Raw genomic sequence first — 20729 nt, forward strand, 5'->3', positions numbered from 1 at the left:
GCGGCAAAGTCTGGGTTCACGACGCCCGCCATCGCCGCTCGCGATGGCCGCTCAGGCCGATGGGGCGGGCATTGGCGCTCGCCTGGGTGAAACGCCTAGGGGTTTGTCCGGGGAGCTGGCGAAGGGCGTCGCCGAGGGTAGGTGGCAGGGACTGGCGGTGCGAGTGACCGGGCGCGTTGTCCGCCTTACCTGGCGCCCAGCAGATGCTCGAGCAAACGCGCGGCCGCCAGCGTCAACGCCGCGCGATCGCGCATGCAGATCACGAAGCGCCGCTCGGCCCACGCCTCGCGCAACGGCACGGCGACGATGCCGTACTCGTCGGCGGCATGGCGCGGCAGCGCCTCGCGCGGCAGGATCGCGACCGCGAGTCCGGCCTGGATGAAGCGGTAGGCAGCATCGAACGTCGATACATAGGTGCGGTAGTTCAACTCGCTGCCCTTCTCCAGCGCGATGCGCTGCATCAGCGCATTGACCGACGCATTCGATGCGAGCCCCAGGTGATCGAAGCCGAGCGTCTGCTCGAACCCGACCTGCGTCTCGCCCGCGAGCGGATGCGCGCGGGGCACGATCAGCGCCAGATGGTCGGCGCGATACGGCAGTGTGTCGAGACTGCCGAGCGGCACCGTGTCGCGACAGATGCCCAGATCGGCGACGCCCTCTTCCAGCCCGCGCACGATGTCCGCGCTGACTCGCTCCTCGACATCGACCCGAATCGCCGGATTGGCCTGCAAAAACGCGGACAACGCCTCGGGCAAGAACTCCACCATCGATGACACGTTCGCCAGTACTCGCACATGGCCGCGCGCGCCGGCCGCGTATTCACTGAGCTCGGCCTGCAAGCGCTCGTGGCCGCGCATGATGAGCCGCGCGTGGCGCAACAGCGCTTCGCCGGCGGCGGTCGTACGCACGCCGCGCTGGCTGCGCGACAGCAGTGCAACATCGACGAGCGCTTCGAGATCGGCGAGCCGCTTGCTGACCGCCGATGGTGCGATGAACTCGCGCTCGGCCGCGCGCGCGATCGTGCCTTCCTCGCACACGGCGATGAACAGGCGCAGCGTGACCTGATCGATTTGCCACATGGGCGGAGCGGATTCGGGAGTTGGGAGTGGGGAAAATTATGCCCTGACGACGGCGGGCGCTGAAGAGCGATCAGCCAGCCGGGCGTCTCGCCCTTGGCCGAGCTTGCCCGTGCTTTTCGGTCTGGCTATGCTGGCGGGTGCGTCGGCTACCCGCGCACGACCGGGCCGCATCTGCCGCGCCCACTCCAACCAGAACAACCGCTCGAGAACCTGCTCATGTCCACCACGAGTCTGTTTTTCACCGCCGCCGGCGTCGGCCTGGCGATCGCCGCGCCGGTCGGCCCGATGGGCATGCTGTGCATCCGCCGCACGCTGACGGGCGGCCCGCGCGCGGGACTCGCGATCGGCCTCGGCATCGCGAGCGGCGACGCGGCCTACGGGCTGATCGCGGCGCTCGGCCTCGTCGGCATTTCGCAGTTCATGCTCGCGTACGACCGCCCGCTGCATCTGCTCGCGGGCCTGTTCCTGCTGTATCTCGGCGTGCGTGCTCTGCTGCAGAAGCCGGCCGCTGAAAGCGCCGATGGCAATGGCAACGGCAAGCTCGCGCAGATCGGCCGCGCCGGTGCGCTGCGTGCGTACGCGAGCGCGCTGCTGCTGACGCTGACCAATCCGCAGACCATCATCATGTTCGCGGCGTTGTTCACGACCCTCGCGCCGCGCGGCGCGTTCTCGCCGGCCATCGCGCTGACGACGGTCGGCGGCGTGTTCGCCGGTTCGATCGCGTGGTGGTGCTGTCTGGTGACGATGGTGTCGCTCGCGCGTCATGCGATCGGCAGCAGGCTGCGCCATGCGATCGATCGCGTGGTGGGCCTCATGCTCGCGGCGTTCGGCGTCGTCGAAATCCGCCGCGCGCTCTGAGCGGTACCTCGCACGCGATGCGGCACAGCGAGGCCGCCGAAGCGCTCCCCTGTGTAAGTGCCGCACGCAGGCGCGGCAGTTTTGCGACAATAGCGCCTTTCGCCGCTCAGGCGCCGGCCGACGCGGCCGTGCAGCGCACCGCACACCGCCGCCGCTAGCCGCCCCGGCGCGTACGCCGGCCCTGCCGCCCACCCCTTCATCTGCGCTGCGTCAGCTGTCCGTTCAATGGCACTACCCCACATCGATCTGCTGTACTCCGTCTCCGGCCTGTTCGTCGGTTTTCTGGTCGGGCTGACGGGCGTCGGCGGCGGATCGCTGATGACGCCGATTCTCGTCCTGCTATTCAAGGTGCACCCTGCCACCGCGGTCGGCACCGACCTGTTGTACGCGGCCGCCACCAAGGCGACCGGCACGCTGGTGCACGGCCTGAAGGGCTCGGTCGACTGGCAGGTCACGCTGCGCCTCGCGGCCGGCAGCGTGCCCGCGGCCACCATCACGCTGATCCTGCTGCATCGCTACGGGATGGACACGCCGGGCGCGGGCCGGCTGATTCAAGTCGTGCTCGGCGCGGCGCTGCTGGTTACCGCGATCGCGCTGGTGTTCCGTCCGCAGCTGGCGGCGCTCGGCGCGCGCAAGCTACGCGCGCCGAGCCAGGGACGCACGCTCGCGCTGACGATGCTGACCGGCGCGATCCTCGGCGCGCTGGTGTCGTTGACGTCGGTGGGTGCGGGCGCGATCGGTGTGACGGTATTGTTGCTGCTGTATCCGATGCTGCCGACGACACGCATCGTCGGCTCCGACATCGCGCACGCGGTGCCGCTGACCTTGCTCGCGGGCGCCGGACATTGGCTGCTCGGCTCGATCGACTGGTCGATGCTGCTGTCGCTGCTGGTTGGATCGCTGCCCGGCATCGCGATTGGCAGCTATCTGGCGTCGCGCGCGCCGGAAGTGCTGCTGCGCAATCTGCTCGCGGCGACGCTGACGCTGGTCGGCGTGCGGCTGGTGTTGTCGTGACGCGCTGAAGACGCGTCAAGCGCGCACGCCGCAACCGTGTCTATTTGAAAAACCGGCTGGTCAGATCCGCCTCGAACTGCCGGACCCACTGACCGTGGCCGTCGCGATACGACTGTGACCAGCCGACACGCCGCACGGTGACGACCCGCTCGTGCGCCGGCTCACCGGGTGCCGCGCGCGCGCTGATGTCGAAATGCGCAGGCGCGAAACCGTGTCTTGCGCACACCAGTTCGAATGCCGCGCGATCGCCGATCGGCAGATCGATGTAGCGAAACAGCGTGGTTTGCATGACCTTGGCTCCCCGTTCCCTCCTCGTCACACTACGCCTCGCGATGCGTCGGCAATGTGTCGCAGCGCACGAAGCCGGGACAGCCGCGCCTCCATCAGCACCTGTGCGTGCGGCAAGCCGCATTGCTGCGGTCCCGCAAACCTCGCACGTGTCACGCCCAAAACCGGCGGCAAAAAAAAGCTCCGGCGAAAATGCCGGAGCCTCCGGGTTGATTGATCGACCTCGCGACGCGATGCAAGCGCGGCGTCAAACCGTCTGCACGACGCCGATGACAGCGCCCTTGCACCACGCCGATGCGCACAACCGCGCGACGCGGGCCTTGCGGCGCCGCGCGTACGCGCACCGCTTACTGCTGCTTCGTCGTCAGCTTATTCGTCACCGACGTCACGCCCTCGACGCCTTTGGCGGCTTCGCCGGCCTTCTCGGCCTGGCCCTGGTCCGGCACCGTGCCGGTCAGCGTCACTGCGCCGCCACGCGCGCGCACGGCGATGTGCGACACGTCGAGACCCTGGGTCTTGGTCAGCGCGTGGCGCACCTTACGGCCAAGTTCGTGATTCGCTGCCTTGCCGGACTTGACGGCGGCTGCCGCCGACGCCGTATCCGGAGCGTTCTGCGCGTAGACGCTGCACGCCACTATCATCGCCACGACCGAACCCAGTGTTTTCAGAAAACCGACCGTCTTCATAGCTCTCTTCTCCTTGATTTCACATTGGACCGCATGAACAAGCGGCTTCGTTACGACTACGGGCGGCCGTCATCGCGCGAACGCGTGCGTGCGGGACGGCCATCAACGTTTGACACGATGTGCAAGAGGCGAGAGAGGCTGATTACCGGAAATCGGTAATCGGCAAACCGCGAAGTCCGCCGACGTGCCCGGTTCTTGTCCGTCTTGCCGGGATATCGCCGCAAACGTTGGATCGCGGTAGCGATGCACAATTTAATCTAGCCGGCACAGAAGCGCAAAGGGTTTAGCGCGCGGCGTGGCGCACCGACAGCGGGTGCGTGATGCGTGCCGATAAAGACGGCCACGCTCCGTGGTCGCGCAAAATTTGCATGGGCATCATGCTGGCGCCCACCCGCGACGCTCACCATTTGTTACGCGTTTGTCGGCGTGACGGGCGGCTACGCGTTTCGCGGCCATGCCAATCTCAGGTACCATCGGCGCGACGCGCGCTGGCGCGCCGCCCAAGCCGCCTCCGCGCATCCGAGCCCGACCGACCGCCGTTTTCAGAAGATCCGATGAAGCCCGACACCGGCCGCAGCCGCCCTACCCATCTCGTCGCCCGTTTTGTCGCGATCTCGTGGCGCGACCTGGCGGTCTCGTTCGGCCCGCTCGTGCTGCTGGTGATCGTCGCGATCTGGGCCGCCGTGCGGCTGATCGAGCCCGCCCCGCCGAATACGCTGACGATTAGCGCCGGCCCGGTCGGCAGCACGTTCTGGATCGCCGCGCAGAAGTACAAGGCGATCCTCGCGCGCAACCGCATCACGCTCAACGTGCTGGCCTCGCAGGGCTCGCAGGAAAATCTGAAGCGGCTGTTGGACCCGCAGGCCAACGTCGATGTCGGCTTCGTGCAGAGCGGCATTGCGCCCGCCGCAGTCGACAAGGACAAAAGCCTGATGTCGCTCGGCAGCGTCGCTTACGTGCCGCTCGCGATCTTCTATCGCGGCGCGCCGGTCGACTGGCTGTCCGGCTTCAAGGGCGAACGCCTCGCGATCGGCCCCGAGGGCAGCGGCACGCGCGAGCTCGCGCTCGCGCTGCTGAAGGCCAACGGCATCGTGCCGGGCGGCCCGACCCAGCTGCTGCCGCTGACGGGCGACGCAGCCGCCGACGCGCTGATCGACGGCACGATCGACGCGACCTTCCTCGCCGGCGACTCGGCGCAACCGGCCGTGATGGGCAAGCTCTACCGCACGGGGAACGTACGCTTCTACGATTTTTCGCAGGCCGACGCGTACACGCGCCGCTTTCCGTACCTGACGCAGCTGAAAGTGCCGATGGGCGCCTTCGACCTCGGCAAGAACCTGCCGGCGAACTCGATCAGCATCGTCGCACCCACCGCCGAGCTGATCGCGCGCGATTCGCTGCATCCGGCGCTTTCGGATCTGCTGATCGAAGCCGCGCGCGAGGTGCACGGCGGCGCGACGACGATGCAGCGCGCCGGCGAATTCCCCGCGCCGCTCGCACACGACTTCCCGCTTTCCGACGACGCCGCGCGCTACTACAAGTCGGGCAAAAGCTTCCTGTACCGGACGCTGCCGTTCTGGATCGCGAGTCTCGCGGACCGCCTGCTGGTGATCGTCGTGCCGCTGATCGTGCTGCTGGTGCCGGCGCTGCGCGTCGTGCCGGGCTTGTATGCGTGGCGCGTCAAGTCGCGCATCTATCGCTGGTACGGCGCGCTGATCGCGATCGAGCGCAGCGCGCTCAGCGAACACTCGTCGGCCGAACGCGCGTCGCTGATCGAGCGGCTCGACACGATCGAAGACTCGGTCAACGGCATGAAGATGCCGCTCGCGTACGCGGACCAGTTCTACGTGCTGCGCGAGCACATCGGCTTCGTGCGGCGGCGGCTCACGGAAAGCCGCGACGCGCCGGGCAGGCAGGACGAGGCCGACGAGCAGGCGGCCGATAAGGTCAAAGGCTGAACGCCCCGAAGACGCCGCCGGAACCCGCACCAGCCGCCCGCCACCAGGGGATATCGACCGGTGCAAGCCGGGACCGCACCGCGTAAGATCGCTACAATTTTGATGAGTTAACGGACGCACCCTCCGTTCCGTCCGACGCAGGCAATCCGGGAGACATTTATGACCGTTGGCATCGACGCCCAACAGCCGCTGTGGTTTTACGATTTCGTCTCGCCGTTCACCTACCTGTTGCTCGAGCAACACGACAAATGGCCCGGCATGGACTTCGCATTCACGCCGGTCGTGCTGAACGATCTGTATCGCCACTGGGGCCAGCGCTCCGCGTACAGCGTGCCCGCCAAGCGCACCTTCATGTACCGGCATGCGCTGTTTCGCGCGGAGCAGCTCGGCATTCCGTACAAGATGCCGCCCGCTCATCCGTTCGATTCGATGAAACCGCTGCTGCTCGCGACCGCCGCGAACGGCGACGTGCAATTCGTGCGCGAGATTTTCCGCTTCATCTGGCGCGATGGGCGCGACCCATCGAGCGACGAAGCGTTCGCCGAGCTGTGCGAGCGCGTCGGCAGGCCGGACGGCCCGGAGCTGATCCAGGACGAAGCGGTGAAGGCGCAACTGCAGCGCAATACCGCCGATGCGATCGACCTCGGCGTCTATGGCGTGCCGACGTTTCGTCTGAACGATCAGCTGTTCTGGGGCGAGGACGCGCTACCGATGGTGCTGTACTGCGCGCGCACGCCGAACTGGCTCGAATCGCGCGAAGTGAAGCGGATCAGTTCGCTGCCATGGGGTCTGGCGGACAAGCCGGCATCGGCGCCATAACACGGCGGCGGCAGCGCGCCGCGCCTGGGAGGCGGCGTCGGCCCGAACGAAGCGACGCCGGCACGCGCCGCGCTGATGCCGGCCATACCGCGCCCGCTATGCCGCCGAAGCGCAAACGGGCCTAAGGTTATAAGCTTTCGCACCCCACGCGCGCACCGCGCGGCGAGCCGATCGGCTGCGCCCGCGTCACCACGCTTCGACCATGGACGACACCGCCGCCTCACTCGATATCTGGCTCGTGCGCGTGCTGCGCACGCTGCTCGTCGAGCGCAGCGTCACGCAGACCGCGATGCGGCTGAACCAGACCCAGCCCGCGATCAGCACCGCGCTGCGCAAGCTGCGCGAAACGCTCGGCGATCCGATCCTGGTGCGCGGCAAGTCGGGCATGGTGCCGACCGAATACGGCGAGTCGCTGCTCGCCGCCGCGCAGCGCGTGCTGCGCGATGTCGATTTCGTCGCGACGCCGCACGGCGATTTCGACCCGGGCCGCTCGCGCCGCACGTTTCGCGTCGCCGCGCCCGACTATCTGAACGACTTCTTCATGCCGACCGTGATCGCGCGATTTCGCGAAGCGGCGCCGCATGCGCGGCTCGAAATCGAATCGCTGGGGCCGCTGCTCGATCATTCGGCCGCACTCGACGCCGGTGAACTCGATCTCGTGATCGGCAACTGGCCGAAGCCCGATCCGCGCTTCGAGCGCAGCGACCTGTTCGCCGATACGGTCGTCTGCATGATGCGCGCGGACCATCCGCTGACGCGCGAACCGCTGACGCGCGACGCCTATCTGGCCGCGCCGCATCTGGCGCCGACACCGTACAGCGGCACGCGCGGCGGCGCCATCGACACCGGCTTCGCGCGTGCGAAGGCAAGCCGGCGCATCGTCGCGACGCTGCCCTACTTCGGGCTCGTCGCGCAGACGCTTTTGCAATCCGATCTGATCTTCACGACCACGCGGCGCTTCGCGATGCACTACGCGAGCATGTTGCCGCTCGCGGTCGTCGACGTGCCGATCGCGTTTCCGCGCATCCGCTGCTATCAGTTGTGGCATCCGCAGCCGGATCGGCCGAGTGATATCGGTTGGCTGAGGACGTTGATGTCCGAGGTGTCGGATGAGTTGGTGGCGCGCAAGCGCCGCGCGTGAAAGGGCAATGGCGGACACCTCATCGATGGAATTGAAAGTATCCGTGAAATGGGTGCATTCGTGAATCAACGTCGTGATCTTGCACTCACGAAACAATTCGCCATGTGAAATACTGCAAAACTTCGAATAGATAGCGATAACGCCCTGTTGGAATCGGGCTTACCCATTCCGTGTCGCGCATGAAAATGCCCCGCCGAAGCGGGGCAAACCTCATGCGGACAGAATCGACTCAATCACGACTTGTCGCAGGTTTAATGTAGCGTCTCCTGCCCCGTACAGCACTTGTTAGGACAATCAGGCTCAAACGATATTTCGACACGGCGACCGTTTTCGACATCGTTCTTCGAGTAGACACGTGAACTTGTTTTTACCGCTCCACGCAAGAAATCAAATTGCTCCAACACCGCTTCACCCGCCATTAGGCGAGCTCGAGCCAATTCGGTTGGATTCTGCTCGCTTTCCTCTGCATGTCCGCTTACTAGCGTTGTCTCTTTAGTTTTGTGGTGCGCGTAGGTAATCTTTTGGTCAGCTACCCAGTTGGCGAGTCGCAAGACCTCATCAACGGGGATAGCCGCACTATTTGGTGGAAAGTAGATGTCGAAATCCTCTCCAGGCATACATGCGAAAACATGTCCTGATATCAGAATCGAAACGATGGCATAGAACTTACGCATTGTAGATGACGTATCCGGCGATGCTATCAGCGTTATCGATTGCCTGTTCGGAGTTCGTCTTGCCCCACGACAGGCACTCGTCCATAAAGTATTTCCAGTCCTTGGTTCCCATGGTGTCCTGAAAGTGACTTGCCTCATGAATGAGCGTGGAAACAATGGAATCCTTGTCCCATGAGAAATCACGCATTGAACAGAAATCTACGTGAATAGCGATCGTGTGCGTTTTAGTGTCCGGCGCGCATACTTCGGCGACCACGCCGGATTTTACGGGGTTGGGTACGCATCCCAGGTATCTTGCCGTACCCGGTTCCCATCGGACGAAATTGTCACCGGTCAGCCCTCGCAACACACGACAAATTGACGCTAAGCCACTCGCGAGCCGGCTTCTTACCGACTCGTCGCAATAGCCAAACCATGCTAGTACCCGTTCCTGATCTGACGCAGACCAGCGTGCCAAATCCTTTAAGCGTGTCTCCAGGAATCCTACGGCACGATCCCTGCACTTCAAAACCATCGCGCGAAAGTCTTTGTTTGACATGTTCGGGCATATCTTGTCCGTGTTGATTACGACATCTACCATTGACGCCGGGTTTGTATTAGTGACTGCGCCAGAATGAACCAAGAACCACTCTTCATTTTCTTTCACCTGAAAACTGTATTTATTCTTTTCGCCAAAATCATTCATTTTCGATTGCTCATGAAGTGTAAATTTTCAGACCCGATGCAACGTAGCTCCGTACACGCAGAGTCCTTCCTACCGCGTCGGTTGTGCCGGTAATAAACCTGCCTTCGCCTGTGTCGATCCGGTAATGGACGTTTGCGAGCGCGCGCCCGTTGCGGTCCTTCAGCCTGAATTGTTCATCGAAACGCTTCTGCGGGCGTCCGCGTCAGTTGCACGCCCATTCGTAGCCCAAGGCTTCGGCCATGGCATAACCGGATTTCAGCTTACGAACCTCTCAAACGGAAAAAACTCGCCGGTTTCGACATTCAAGGCTTGTACCGACGGCATCGGCGGGAACTTTGAATAAATCGAATAGGTAATGCGGCAAAGTACGCACACTTCCTCAACTGTCCAGTCCGTCCCTCTGTTTTCCTGCCTCTGCTGTTCCATTGAACTCAAGAGTTGTTTGGCAATGCCACGATAATTGACCATCAACACGGACCGCGGTCAACCGCTTTAAATCGAGATAAGGCCGTTTTGACAAAACATGACGATGATGTCGCACATCTCAATTTCTATTGCATATTCTTGCTGGCGCTGGATGAAAGAAATGGCAATGACCCGCCGGGATTTATCGTGGAAACTGATGTCGGTTAGTGGCTGTGCCTATTCGATGTACGTTTGCACTGAACAACAGCACGACTTAACCTCGTACTGCTCTGGCTTTGGCACGGTCACGGCCTATTCGGGCCAGATGTGGGAAGCGACAATCCAACGGCACCGGCGATCCCGGATATTCGCTCGCATAAGGCTGGCTTGCCGGTCCCGGGTTCCGCGTTGCGCGCCTATGGAACGGTGGGTGTTCGATGAAAGGACGACTTCGGCGCATTGCGTGCATGCTCGCGTATATCGCTGCATCGCTTATCGGCGGTTGGTTCCTCGGGGCGTGTATCTCTCGCACGTCGCTTTCGATTCCAGGTTCGCTATGGAACGCGATGCGTGCCGCCGTTCGGACAAGTGGCATCGTCGCTATCTACAACGAAGACGACGCTGAAACGCCTGGTCTCTTGCCCTAACAATCGCGTCCTGAGTACTGGTCGCGCTTGCGTTGGACGTCGCATGGTTTGCTGTTATCCGTATCCTTCGAAAGCGGCGGGCATAACAACGCGTTGAGCGAGACAAGGCCGTGCAGAGATGTGAACTGCCTCTTCCAACAGAGAGTGGCCGGCGCATGAGCCCCACGCCCTCGAACACTCGCGCACGCCCTTCGCGCCGTGTGGCCTAAACCGTGATCTGCTCCGTTGCGCGGGCAAGGCTCGCGGCCTGCCGTGTCCTCAATCGCAGCAGTTGCGCGCACACCGCAATCGCGATCGCGGCGGGCGCCTTGTCGACGATGCCTTCGACGCCGATCGGGCAGGTCATCTCGGCGAGCCGCTCCAGTTCCACGCCTCGTTCGAGCAGACGCCGTTCGAACTTCACGCGCTTCGTCTTCGAGCCGATCATGCCGAAGTAGCTGAAATCACGCCGTCGCATGATGCGCGCGGCTAGCGAAAAATCGAGCGCATGGTTGTGCGTCATGACCAGAAACCACGCGCCGGGCGGCGCCGCGTCGACGATCGCGTCCGGTGTGTCGGTCGCTTCGACCTGCACGTTGGGCGGCGTTTCGTCGGGAAACAGTTCGTCGCGTTCATCGACCCACTGGACCACGCACGGCAGACTGCCGAGCAGATGCACGAGCGCATGGCCGACATGCCCCGCGCCGAACAGCACGAGATGCATCGGCGCCGGCCGCGGTGCCAGTTCGGACGCGGCGCTACGCCGGCCGATCCGCACCGGCGCGCCATCGTCAATGGCGCTAACGCCGTTCAGACAATTGTTCAGGCGTGCTTCCATATCGCGCTCCCACTCGTCCGTCATTCGCCATCACGCCTGCCGCGCTGTCGCGGCCCGCACCGCTCCGACCGCCTTCAGGATTTCCTCGCTGGTCGCGGGCGCATTGAGCGGCGGATTGACCTGGTGGCCGCCCACCGCCGACACCGCGTCGCGCACCGCGAAGAACACCGAGAACGGCAGCAGCAGCGGCGGCTCGCCGGTCGCCTTCGAACGGTGGATGCTGTCCTCGACATTGCGGTTCTTGAACAGCTTCACGTTGAACACCGGCGGCACGTCGTTGACGGTCGGGATCTTGTACGTCGACGGCGCGTGCGTCATCAGCTTGCCGCCCGCGTTCCACCACAGTTCCTCGGTGGTGAGCCAGCCCATGCCCTGGATGAACGCGCCCTCCACCTGGCCGACGTCGAGCGCCGGATTCAGCGAGGCGCCCACGTCGTGCAGCGCATCGGCGCGCAGCACGCGCATTTCGCCGGTCAGCGTGTCGATCACGACTTCCGATACCGCCGCGCCATACGAGTAGTAATAGAACGGCCGCCCTTGCAGCTTCGACTGATCCCAGTAGAGCTTCGGCGTCGCGTAGAAACCGTCGGACCATAGCTGGATACGCGCGAGATAAGCCTTCGCGATCACTTCCTCGAACGGCACTGCGACGTCGCCGACCACCACGCGATCATGCGCGAAGCGTACGTCCCGCGCGGTCACGCTGCCCGCGCCGTAGCGCTCGGCCGCGAAAGCGGCGAGCCGCTCGCGCAACTGGCGCGCGGCGTCCTGCGCCGCTTTGCCGTTCAGATCGGAGCCGGTCGAGGCGGCCGTCGCCGACGTATTGGCGACCTTGCTGGTATCGGTCGCGGTCACGCGAATGCGCTTGAAGCCGACGCCGAGTTCATGCGCGACGACCTGCGCGACCTTCGTGTTCAGCCCCTGGCCCATTTCGGTACCGCCATGATTCACGAGCACCGAACCGTCGGTGTAGATATGCACGAGCGCGCCGGCCTGGTTGAAGTGCGTGACGTTGAACGCGATGCCGAACTTGACCGGCGTCAGCGCGAGGCCCTTCTTCAGGATCTCGTTGTTCGCGTTGAATGCGTCGATCTCCTTGCGGCGCGCGCGATAGTCGCTGGTCGCTTCGAGTTCGTCGATCAGCTCGTGAATCACGTTGTCTTCGACCACCTGGCCGTACGGTGTCTGGTTGCGCTCGGTCTTGCCGTACAGATTGCGGCGGCGCACGTCGAGCGCATCGATGCCGCACGAGCGCGCGACGTTGTCGAGGATGTACTCGATCGCGAACGCGCCCTGCGGGCCGCCGAAGCCGCGAAACGCGGTGTTCGACTGCGTGTTGGTCTTGCCGCAGAAGCCGTCGATCGATACGTCCGACAGCCAGTAGGCGTTGTCGAAGTGGCACAGCGCGCGCGTCATCACCGGGCCCGACAGGTCCGCGGAAAAGCCGCAGCGCGAGGTCATGTCGACGGCGACGCCTTCGATCACGCCTTCTTCGTCGTAGCCGACTTCATACGTGTAGTGAAAATCGTGGCGCTTGCCCGTCACCATCATGTCGTCGTCGCGATCCGGGCGCAGCTTCACCGGGCACAGCAGCTTCCATGCCGCGAGCGCGGCGCAGCAGGCGAACAGCGCCGACTGCGATTCCTTGCCGCCGAACCCACCGCCCATGCGACGACATTCGATCAACACGTTATGCGACGCAACGCCGAGCGTGTGCGCGACGAGGTGCTGCATTTCGGTCGGATGCTGGGTCGAGCAGTAGACGTGCATGCCGTCGTCATCCTTCGGCACCGCGTACGAGATCTGCCCTTCCAGATAGAACTGCTCCTGGCCGCCGAGCAGCATTTCGCCGGCCTCGCGATGCGCGGCGCGCGCGATCTTCGTGCCGGCGTCGCCGCGCGCGAGCTTCAACGGCGGCAGCACGTACTGGTTCGCGGCGCGCGCCTGCTGCGCGGTCAATACCGCCGGCAGTTCCTCATAGACGACCTCGGCGCGCCGCGCGCCGAGCCGCGCCGCTTCGTGCGAGCTCGCGACCACGATGAACATCGGCTGGCCGACGTATTGCACGACGCCGTCGGCGAGGATCGGATCGTCGCCATGAACGATCGGGCCGACGTCGTTGACGCCGGGGATGTCGTCGGCGGTGAAGACCGCGACCACGCCAGGCGTCGCGCGCACCTGGTCGAGCCCGATCGACACGATCTTCGCGTGCGCCTTCGACGACAGCCCCAGCGCCGCGTGCAGCGTGCCGGCGAGTTCGGGGATGTCGTCGGTGTAGGTCGCGCGGCCGCTTACGTGCAGATGCGCGGACTCGTGCGGACGCGACACGTGCACCTGGGTGAAGTCGTCGAGATCCTGAAGCTCTTTCAGGAACGGTTCGGCTTGCTGGTTCATTGTTGGGTTCTCCGTATCCGTGGACGCGCGACGCTCAAACGCTCGCGCCGGCCGGCGCGACCGCGCGCACGTCGAGCGCGCTCTTCGGCAGCGGCTCCCGCGCGCGCGTTTCGAGCCAGAAGCGGTACAGCGTGTTCTTCGCCGCTTCGAGGCGGTAATCGCTGGTCGCGCGCATGTCGGTGAGCGGCGCGTAGTCGTTGCCGAGCGCGAGCATCGCGGCCTGCGCGGTCGCCTCGTGCCAATCGGCGTCGCGCAGCACGGCTTCGGCATGGATCGCGCGCTTCGGCGTCGCGGCCATGCCGCCGAAGGCGATGCGCGGCTCGCGGATCACGTCGCCGTCGGCGATGAACGAGAACGCGGCGCAGACGGCCGAGATATCCGAATCGAAGCGCTTCGACAGCTTGTAGGTGCGAAAGCGCAGGTTCTTGCGCGCGCCGCCGCGCGCGGGCACCTTCAGGCCGACGACGAACTCGTGCTCGGCCATGTCCTTCTTCTGATACGCGAGGTACAGGTCTTCGAGCGGCATCTCGCGCTCGATGTCGCCGCCGCGCACGATCACCCGCGCGCCGAGCGCGATCAGCCCCGGCATCGAATCGCCGATCGGCGAGCCGTTCGCGATATTGCCGCCGAGCGTGCCGGCGTTGCGGATCGGCAGCGATGCGAAGCGCTGCCACATTTCGGTCAGCTCCGGGTACTGCTTCGCGATCTCGGCATACGCTCTCTCGACGCTGACGCCGGCGCCGATCTCGATCCAGTCGTCACTGGCTTCTAGCATTTGCAACTCGGCGATCTGCCCGACATAGACGAGGTTGCCGAGTTCGCGCATCTGCTTGGTGACCCACAGGCCGATATCGGTGCTGCCCGCGAGGATGCGCGCGGCCGGTTCCTGCTCCTTGATCTGCGCGAGCGCCGCGACCGTGCGCGGCGCGGCGAAGCGCTGGCCGCCGTGCTCGTACTGGAACGTGTCCCCGCGTTCGAGCGTCGCGAGCGTGTCGGCCAGCGCCTTCACGTCGAGCGGTGCTTGCGGCGCGGGCGCGTCGAACATGCGCTCGGCCGCATCGACGATCGGCCGGTAGCCGGTGCAGCGGCACAGGTTGCCGGTCAGCGCATTGCCGATCGCCTCGCGCGACGGCACCGTGCGGTTCGCGCAGCCATGCTCGTGGCCGTGCTTCTCGTAGAGCGCCCACATCGACATGATGAAGCCCGGCGTGCAGAAGCCGCACTGCGAGCCGTGGCAATCGACCATCGCCTGCTGCACCGGATGCAGCGAGCCGCCCGGCTGGCGCAGGTCTTCGACCGTGAAGAGCGCGCGGCCGTCGAGGGTCGGCACGAACTGGATGCAGGCGTTGACCGCCTTGAAGTCGACACCGCCCGCCGCGTTGCGCTCGCCGATCACGACGGTGCAGGCGCCGCAGTCGCCCTCGGCGCAGCCTTCCTTGGTACCGGTGCAATGCGCGTCCTCGCGCAGATACTGCAGCACCGTGCGGGTGACGGGCGCGTCCTGAATCTCGCGGATCGCGTTGCGGTGATAGAAGCGAATCGGCTCGGTCATGTTTCGGTGCTCTCGTCTGTTCTGTGTTCGCGCGGACCCGCCGCGTCGATGGTTTGAAAGCTATCACCGTCAATAAACGCAACCCATAGCCTGAATCGCATGGGGGACATATTCGTCGCGCGATATAGAGATGGATTTGCGCGTCGCAACGCTTATGTTGATCGGACGCTTTTGCCGTTTTTTTAGATGTTTTGCAGGTGGAATGACATACGCTACCTCGGCAGCCCCGTCGTCTCGCCAGAAATCACGCGGTCAGGGCGCGAAAACGGATCTTTATCGAGTCCCGGCCCGCCATTTATTCGTCCCATTTTTTAAGCAAGCCCTGCAAGGGAATCGGTTCCATGGGAGAATCACGCCTCCTCGCCGATTTCAAGTCTCGTTTTCCCGATGTCCACCGACTCCGCGCCCGCCCGCAGCGAATTTGCGACGACCCTGCAGATCATTCCAGTCGTCTTTTTCACCTTTCTTTGCTACCTCGCGATCGGTATTCCGCTCGCGGTGCTGCCCGGCTACGTGCACGGCGACCTCGGCTACAGCGCGGTGCTGGCCGGCGCCGCGATCAGCGTGCAGTACCTCGCGACGCTCGCGTCGCGGCCGCTCGCGGGCCGCTCCGCCGATACGCTCGGGCCGAAGCGCACGGTATCGATCGGTCTGCTCGGCTGCGGCGCGAGTGGCGTGCTGCTGCTGCTCGCCGCGCTGACCGGCCACTGGCCGGTGCTGAGCCTCGCGCTGCTGGTGTGCAGCCGCCTCGTGCTCGGTTTCGGCGAGAGTCTGTGCGGCACCGGCGCGATCCTGTGGGGGATCGGCCGGGTCGGCACGTCGAACAACGCAAGGGTCATTTCGTGGAACGGCATCGCAACCTACGGCGCGCTCGCGATCGGCGCGCCGCTCGGCGTGATGATCTCGCGCTCGATCGGCTTTACCGCGCTCGGCATCCTGGTGATCGCGCTGGCGGGGCTCGGCTATTACCTCGCGCGTCTGATCGCGCCGGTGCCGGTCGTGCACGGCGAGCGGATGTCGTATCGCAGCGTGTTTACGCGCGTGCTGCCGCACGGCATGGGTCTCGCGCTCGGCTCGGCCGGCTTCGGCTCGATCGCGACCTTCATCACGCTGTTCTATGCGGCGAAGCACTGGCCGAACGCGGCGCTGTCGCTGACGCTGTTCGGCACGCTATTCATCGGCGCACGCTTGCTGTTCGCGAACACGATCAAGACTTACGGCGGCTTTCGCGTCGCGATCGCGTCGTTCTCGTTCGAATGCGCGGGTCTGTTGATGCTGTGGCTCGCGCCCGAACCGCATATCGCGCTCGCGGGCGCCGCGCTGACCGGCTTCGGCTTCGCGCTGGTGTTTCCGGCGCTCGGCGTCGAGGCGGTCGGGCTGGTGCCGCCGGCGAGCCGCGGCGCGGCACTGTCCGCGTACTCGGTGTTTCTCGATCTGTCGCTGGGTATTACCGGGCCGCTGGCGGGGTACATCGCCGGCGAGTTCGGTTACGGCTCGGTGTTCCTGTTTGCCGCGCTCGCGGCTGCCGCGGCAGTCGTGCTGTCGACGGTGCTGTATCTGCGCAACGCGAAAGTGGCCAATCTGTCCACCGCGCAGTAAGCACCGCCCGCCCGGGCGGCTAATCCCGCTCCGCCGCCATCTCCTGCTTGATCGTCGTTTGCGAGCGCACCGCGATCTGGCCGTGATTGATCCGGCTCGCCACGTTGTACACGCCGATCAGCATGAACAGTTCGGTCGCGGCCACCGAGCACGCGGTGCCGACACCGCCCCAGAAGTAGATGCTGATCGGTGCCTGCACCAGATGGAACAGCGCGCCGTAGATATAGATCCGCTTCAGCAACGACTGATTGCCCGACGCGATCACCGTCAGCATCACCTGGGTCGTCGTCATGCCGACGATCGCCGGCACGAACACGAGGATGCGCAATATGCGGAACGTCTCGCCGAACGCCTCGCCGAGAAAACGTCCGACGAACCATTCGCCGAGCACCGTGAAGCCGACCAGGATCAGCACCGCCGACGCCGCGAACGCGAGCATGAAGCCGCGGTTGACCTTGTGGATATAGCCGAAGTCGTTGCGCTCGTATGCGACGCAGATCTTCGGAAAGAACGCCTGGATGGCCGGCGCCGTGCACGCGCGTAGCGCGTTGGTGAGTCGCTCGGCCGCCACGTAATAGCCGACCGCGCCCGGCCCGCTGATCATGCGCAGCATGATCACGTTCGCGTACATGTACACGGACGTCAGCGCCGAGCCGAGAAAGATGTGATACGCCTCTTTCGCCTCGGCCATCACGTCGGCCCAACTGACCCGCACCGTCAGCAGAATCTCGCGCTTCCAGATCAGCGCGCCCATCAGGATCAAACCGCACACGAAGGTCGGCGCATATTGCAGCGCGGCCGCGAGCATCACGTCGTCGCGAGTATTCACGAACAGGAACAGTGGAATCAGCAGACCCACGCGCGTGGCGAGCAGCGTGCCCGCGAGCACCGGCAGGCGCTGCGTGCCTTCGTAGAAGCAGCCGGGCGTCAGCACGCCGCCCCAGATCACGAGCGAGCCGAGCAGCGTCGCACCGCGCTCCTGCGGCGACATGTGCGCGGCGAACGCCCAGACGACCAGCACCAGCGAGCACAGCAACGCGAGAATCGCGCGGCCGATCGTGGTCGACCAGTAGATGCGGTTCACGACTTGCGGATTGCCAATGTGCACCGCCACCTTGCGCGCGCTCGACAGGCCGAAGCCGAAGTCGACGATGACGAGAAGAATCTGCGAAATCGATTGCGCGTAACCGATCACACCCAACCCGGCCGGCCCAAGTACGTGCGACAGATACGGCAACGTAACGAGCGGCAGCACGTAGTTCAGCGCGTACACCGAATACAGCGCGATGATGACGTTTCTCGTCGACACAATCGTCCTGTTTGCAGTTGAAACTCAAGTCGAAAAAACAGAATACGACACGAAAGCAGGTTCACTTAGTGCGATATCGATCTTGTTGTAGCGATCGTCTTCACTATTGGCGTTCAACACCGCGCTCTTCACCGCATTGCCGATCAGATTGCTTACCACGGTCTTGTAGTTGGCATCGCTTGCGTCGGTTGCGAACAGGATTTCGGCGAGTAGAGCATGGCCGCGTGTGGCCGCACGCAACACCACGCGGCCCGAGGTCGAGCGCAGCACGTTGATCGAGATGCGCGTCGTCTCCTGCGATACCGTCTGGTTTCCGCAATGCAGTGCCGCCGCGACGCCGCCGCGTTCATAGCCGACGCCGAGATTCAGCGCATGCACGAGGCTCGCGTCCTTGCCGCCCGCGATCGCGCCGCCGCCCGGATACGCCTTCGCGTAACCGACGATCGAATCGCCGGCGCGATCGCCGAAATTGCCCTGAATCGTGATGCCGTCGAGCGGCGTGCTGCCGGGCGCGGTCGAACTGCCGTACACGAACTGCGGGCCGTCACAGCCGGCGTTCTCGTCATCCTGGCCGGGACGGTAGCGATTGCCGACGATCGTCGCGCCCTGCTGGTAGTCGATCTGGATGTGGCAGCTCTGACCGGGCGGCACATCGAGGTACGACGGATGACCGCGCGTCGAGAACTTCCAGCGGCCGATCTTGCCGTCGCCGCCGCAACCGTTGCGCGAGAAGTAGTTGCCGTTCACCACCTTGCCCCAGTTGCCGCTCTTCATATAGACGCCGGCAAAGCCATTGCGATCGAACACCGCGCCGACGATCAGCGACTCCGCGCCGAGAATCACGCCGTGACGCGCGTTCCATTCCCAGCGTCCGCCGATCACCTGCCAGAAGTTGTCGACGATATCCGCGCCGGCCGTATGGCAGAACATGCCGATGCAGTTGATCAGCGAGCCGTCGGTGTGCTCGGTCGCGTAGAAGCCGCGCTCGCACATGTACGCATAGCAGCGCTCGAGCGTCGACGTGACGCCGAGTTCGTAGCCCGCGCGCGAAAAACCGATCGCCGTGCAACGACTCGCTCCGGCCGACGTGCCGAAGTGGATGCCGATTGCCGTGTTGCCGGTGTGCGCCGGATAGTTGGCGAGGTAGTAGATGACCTTGTCGTAATGCGCGGGCCGCACCTGCACATGCTCGACGAACGCCGAATCGCCGAGCTTCAGCGCCGCCGACGTCGGGCCGCCAGCATCCTGTCTCTCCAGCACGGTCGCCCCCATCGCGATGTCGGTGATCACCACGTATTCGCCGCCGCCGTCGCCGCGCAGTCTCGAACCGTTCGCGGTGGTCAAGTCGCCGGTGTAACGCCAGATGCCGCGCGGCAGATACAACCCGCGCGCGCCGCTCGCGAACGCTTCCCGGAGTTCGGCGCCGACATCGTAGCCGGACGCGCCGCGCTGGATCGCCGCCAGCCTGCGCGGATCGACGAAGCGCGCGACGCTCACCTCGAGTCCCGCGACGATGTCGCTGAGCGTCTTCAAGTAGCTCGGCGCCACCGGTTCCGATGCGGCGCGCTCGGGCACGGACGCGGCGACGCGCAGGATGCCGCCCGCGCCGTCGTCCGCGCCGTTACCCAGAGTCGCGAAGGCGTCGGGCGCGCGCGGCGCGTGCCCCGTCGCGCGCGCGATGCCGAGATCGGCTGCGCTTGCACTGGCCCCGGCCAGGCCACCGAGCAGGAACGTCTTGAGCGCCTGTCGCCGGGTTTTCATCTACCCCTCCCCCATTGCGTTACTCCTTCTTTTTTCACGTCGATACGGCGCGAGGCGTCACTCGACCGTGATGCTTTGCGCCTGCTCCGCGGCCGCCGGACGCGCGCTTACGGCGGGCACGGGGACCGGCAGCGCACGCGCCTTCGCGCCGCGCATCAGCCCCTGCACGCCTGGCGGTCTGAACAGCGGCACACGGTACTTGCGGCTGAAGCGCCACAAGCTGTTCATATGCCGGCGTCCCGCCTTGCTGAGGAAGCCCGCTGCCGACGCACGCTGATGCTCGTGCGTGAGTCGCGCGCCCGGCACGCACAGCACGCGGTAGCCCGCCTGCCAGATGCGCGCGCAAAAATCGACGTCCTCCATATAGAGGAAGAAGTGCTCGTCCATGCCGCCGAGTTCGCCGAATAACGAACGCCGCACGATAAAGCCCGTGCCCAGCACCCAGTCGGCTTCGAACGGCGTGCCCGCGGCCCACGCTTCGCGCATCATGTGGATGTCGATGCGGCGCTTGAATACGCCGAGCCGCCCGAGCGGCGAACGCCGGCCGAGTATGTCGAGCACCGAATAGAAGCGCCGCGCGGAAAACTGCCGCTCGCCATCCGGATAGACCAGATCGAGACCGACGAGGCCGACATCCTTCTCCGTCTTGAACAACTGCACCGCGTTTTCGAGCGATGTATCGACGAAATAGGTGTCCGGGTTCAGCACGAGCACGAGTTCGCGCAGACAACCGACCATGCCGAAATTGACGCCGGCTCCGAAGCCGCGATTGATCGACGTTTTGACGAGTCTCACTCCTGTCGGAAGCGTCTCCCTCAGATAGGAAAATGAATTGTCAGGTGAAGCGTTGTCCACTACGACGATGTCCTCCTTATCCGCAATCGAAAGTTCCAGCACGGAGCGCACGCAATTTCCGACCAGTTTCGGCGTGTTGTAATTGACGATCACCACGCTAAACATTCCCTTCAGGTTCATCCCCACCTCCTGCTTTGCATCAGGTGTTCGTGGAATTACCCCCAAACACGGCTTTCCAGCTCCTCCAC

Annotated in this window: 17 protein-coding genes; 6 read left to right on the forward strand and 11 right to left on the reverse strand. The window is 64.6% G+C overall.

Annotated features, from left to right (window positions below; translation table 11 throughout):
* Positions 1-185: 185 nt before the first annotated feature.
* Positions 186-1079 carry a LysR family transcriptional regulator gene (locus GCT19_RS01770; protein ID WP_018431812.1) on the reverse strand — a complete coding sequence of 298 codons (894 nt, stop codon included), beginning with the start codon at positions 1077-1079 and terminating at the stop codon, positions 186-188.
* Between the two features lie 216 nt (positions 1080-1295).
* On the opposite strand from GCT19_RS01770, the gene GCT19_RS01775 reads away from it, so the two are divergent.
* Together GCT19_RS01775 and GCT19_RS01780 are read left to right on the forward strand one after the other, a co-directional pair.
* Positions 1296-1937 (forward strand): LysE family translocator, encoded by a 642-nt coding sequence (locus GCT19_RS01775; protein WP_152850863.1) that lies wholly within the window; start codon positions 1296-1298, stop codon positions 1935-1937.
* 225 nt (positions 1938-2162) lie between these two features.
* Positions 2163-2951 (forward strand): sulfite exporter TauE/SafE family protein, encoded by a 789-nt coding sequence (locus GCT19_RS01780; protein WP_018431814.1) that lies wholly within the window; start codon positions 2163-2165, stop codon positions 2949-2951.
* Between the two features lie 40 nt (positions 2952-2991).
* Here GCT19_RS01780 and GCT19_RS01785 read toward each other — a convergent pair whose 3' ends face one another.
* Both GCT19_RS01785 and GCT19_RS01790 read right to left on the reverse strand, forming a co-directional pair.
* Positions 2992-3240: a hypothetical protein gene (locus GCT19_RS01785; RefSeq protein ID WP_018431815.1), complete on the reverse strand. Its 249-nt coding sequence runs from the start codon at positions 3238-3240 to the stop codon at positions 2992-2994.
* A 346-nt stretch (positions 3241-3586) separates the two neighbouring features.
* Positions 3587-3925, reverse strand: a complete 339-nt coding sequence (locus tag GCT19_RS01790; RefSeq protein WP_152850864.1) for a BON domain-containing protein — start codon at positions 3923-3925, stop codon at positions 3587-3589.
* A gap of 554 nt (positions 3926-4479) precedes the next feature.
* Between GCT19_RS01790 and GCT19_RS01795 the strand changes: the two genes are divergently transcribed.
* From GCT19_RS01795 to GCT19_RS01805, 3 genes are all read left to right on the forward strand, one after another.
* Positions 4480-5883: a TAXI family TRAP transporter solute-binding subunit gene (locus GCT19_RS01795; protein ID WP_152850865.1), complete on the forward strand. Its 1404-nt coding sequence runs from the start codon at positions 4480-4482 to the stop codon at positions 5881-5883.
* 159 nt (positions 5884-6042) lie between these two features.
* Positions 6043-6702, forward strand: coding sequence for a 2-hydroxychromene-2-carboxylate isomerase (locus GCT19_RS01800; RefSeq protein WP_013088569.1), 660 nt, complete (start codon positions 6043-6045; stop codon positions 6700-6702).
* A gap of 202 nt (positions 6703-6904) precedes the next feature.
* Positions 6905-7843 (forward strand): LysR substrate-binding domain-containing protein, encoded by a 939-nt coding sequence (locus tag GCT19_RS01805; RefSeq protein ID WP_018431819.1) that lies wholly within the window; start codon positions 6905-6907, stop codon positions 7841-7843.
* A gap of 251 nt (positions 7844-8094) precedes the next feature.
* Here the strand turns inward: GCT19_RS01805 and GCT19_RS01810 are convergent, their stop codons facing one another.
* From GCT19_RS01810 to xdhA, 5 genes are all read right to left on the reverse strand, one after another.
* Entirely contained in the window at positions 8095-8517 is a 423-nt protein-coding gene (locus GCT19_RS01810) for a hypothetical protein (RefSeq protein WP_084598237.1), read from the reverse strand.
* Complete coding sequence (locus GCT19_RS01815; RefSeq protein ID WP_152850866.1) at positions 8510-9202, reverse strand: M35 family metallo-endopeptidase; 693 nt, start codon at positions 9200-9202, stop codon at positions 8510-8512. Before GCT19_RS01815 ends, GCT19_RS01810 begins: the two co-directional genes overlap by 8 nt.
* Positions 9203-10459: 1257 nt before the next feature.
* Complete coding sequence (xdhC, locus tag GCT19_RS01825) at positions 10460-11071, reverse strand: xanthine dehydrogenase accessory protein XdhC (RefSeq protein WP_152850931.1); 612 nt, start codon at positions 11069-11071, stop codon at positions 10460-10462.
* Between the two features lie 30 nt (positions 11072-11101).
* A complete protein-coding gene (xdhB, locus tag GCT19_RS01830; protein WP_152850867.1) occupies positions 11102-13465 on the reverse strand; it encodes a xanthine dehydrogenase molybdopterin binding subunit in 2364 nt (787 codons plus the stop codon).
* A 34-nt stretch (positions 13466-13499) separates the two neighbouring features.
* Positions 13500-15017, reverse strand: a complete 1518-nt coding sequence (gene xdhA / locus GCT19_RS01835) for a xanthine dehydrogenase small subunit (protein ID WP_152850868.1) — start codon at positions 15015-15017, stop codon at positions 13500-13502.
* Between the two features lie 387 nt (positions 15018-15404).
* On the opposite strand from xdhA, the gene GCT19_RS01840 reads away from it, so the two are divergent.
* Complete coding sequence (locus tag GCT19_RS01840; RefSeq protein WP_018431824.1) at positions 15405-16616, forward strand: MFS transporter; 1212 nt, start codon at positions 15405-15407, stop codon at positions 16614-16616.
* A 19-nt stretch (positions 16617-16635) separates the two neighbouring features.
* On the opposite strand, the gene GCT19_RS01845 is transcribed toward GCT19_RS01840, so the two are convergent.
* Genes GCT19_RS01845 through GCT19_RS01855 form a run of 3 tightly spaced genes read right to left on the reverse strand, consistent with a single transcriptional unit; the run spans position 16636 to position 20661 of the window.
* Entirely contained in the window at positions 16636-17925 is a 1290-nt protein-coding gene (locus GCT19_RS01845; RefSeq protein WP_018431825.1) for an oligosaccharide flippase family protein, read from the reverse strand.
* A gap of 24 nt (positions 17926-17949) precedes the next feature.
* Complete coding sequence (locus GCT19_RS01850; RefSeq protein WP_018431826.1) at positions 17950-19686, reverse strand: hypothetical protein; 1737 nt, start codon at positions 19684-19686, stop codon at positions 17950-17952.
* Between the two features lie 57 nt (positions 19687-19743).
* The gene (locus GCT19_RS01855; RefSeq protein ID WP_018431827.1) at positions 19744-20661 is read right to left on the reverse strand and encodes a glycosyltransferase family 2 protein; all 918 of its coding nucleotides are present in this window, start codon (positions 20659-20661) and stop codon (positions 19744-19746) included.
* Positions 20662-20729: the final 68 nt, after the last annotated feature.

Source organism: Paraburkholderia atlantica (assembly GCF_009362785.1).
Lineage (GTDB): Bacteria > Pseudomonadota > Gammaproteobacteria > Burkholderiales > Burkholderiaceae > Paraburkholderia > Paraburkholderia atlantica.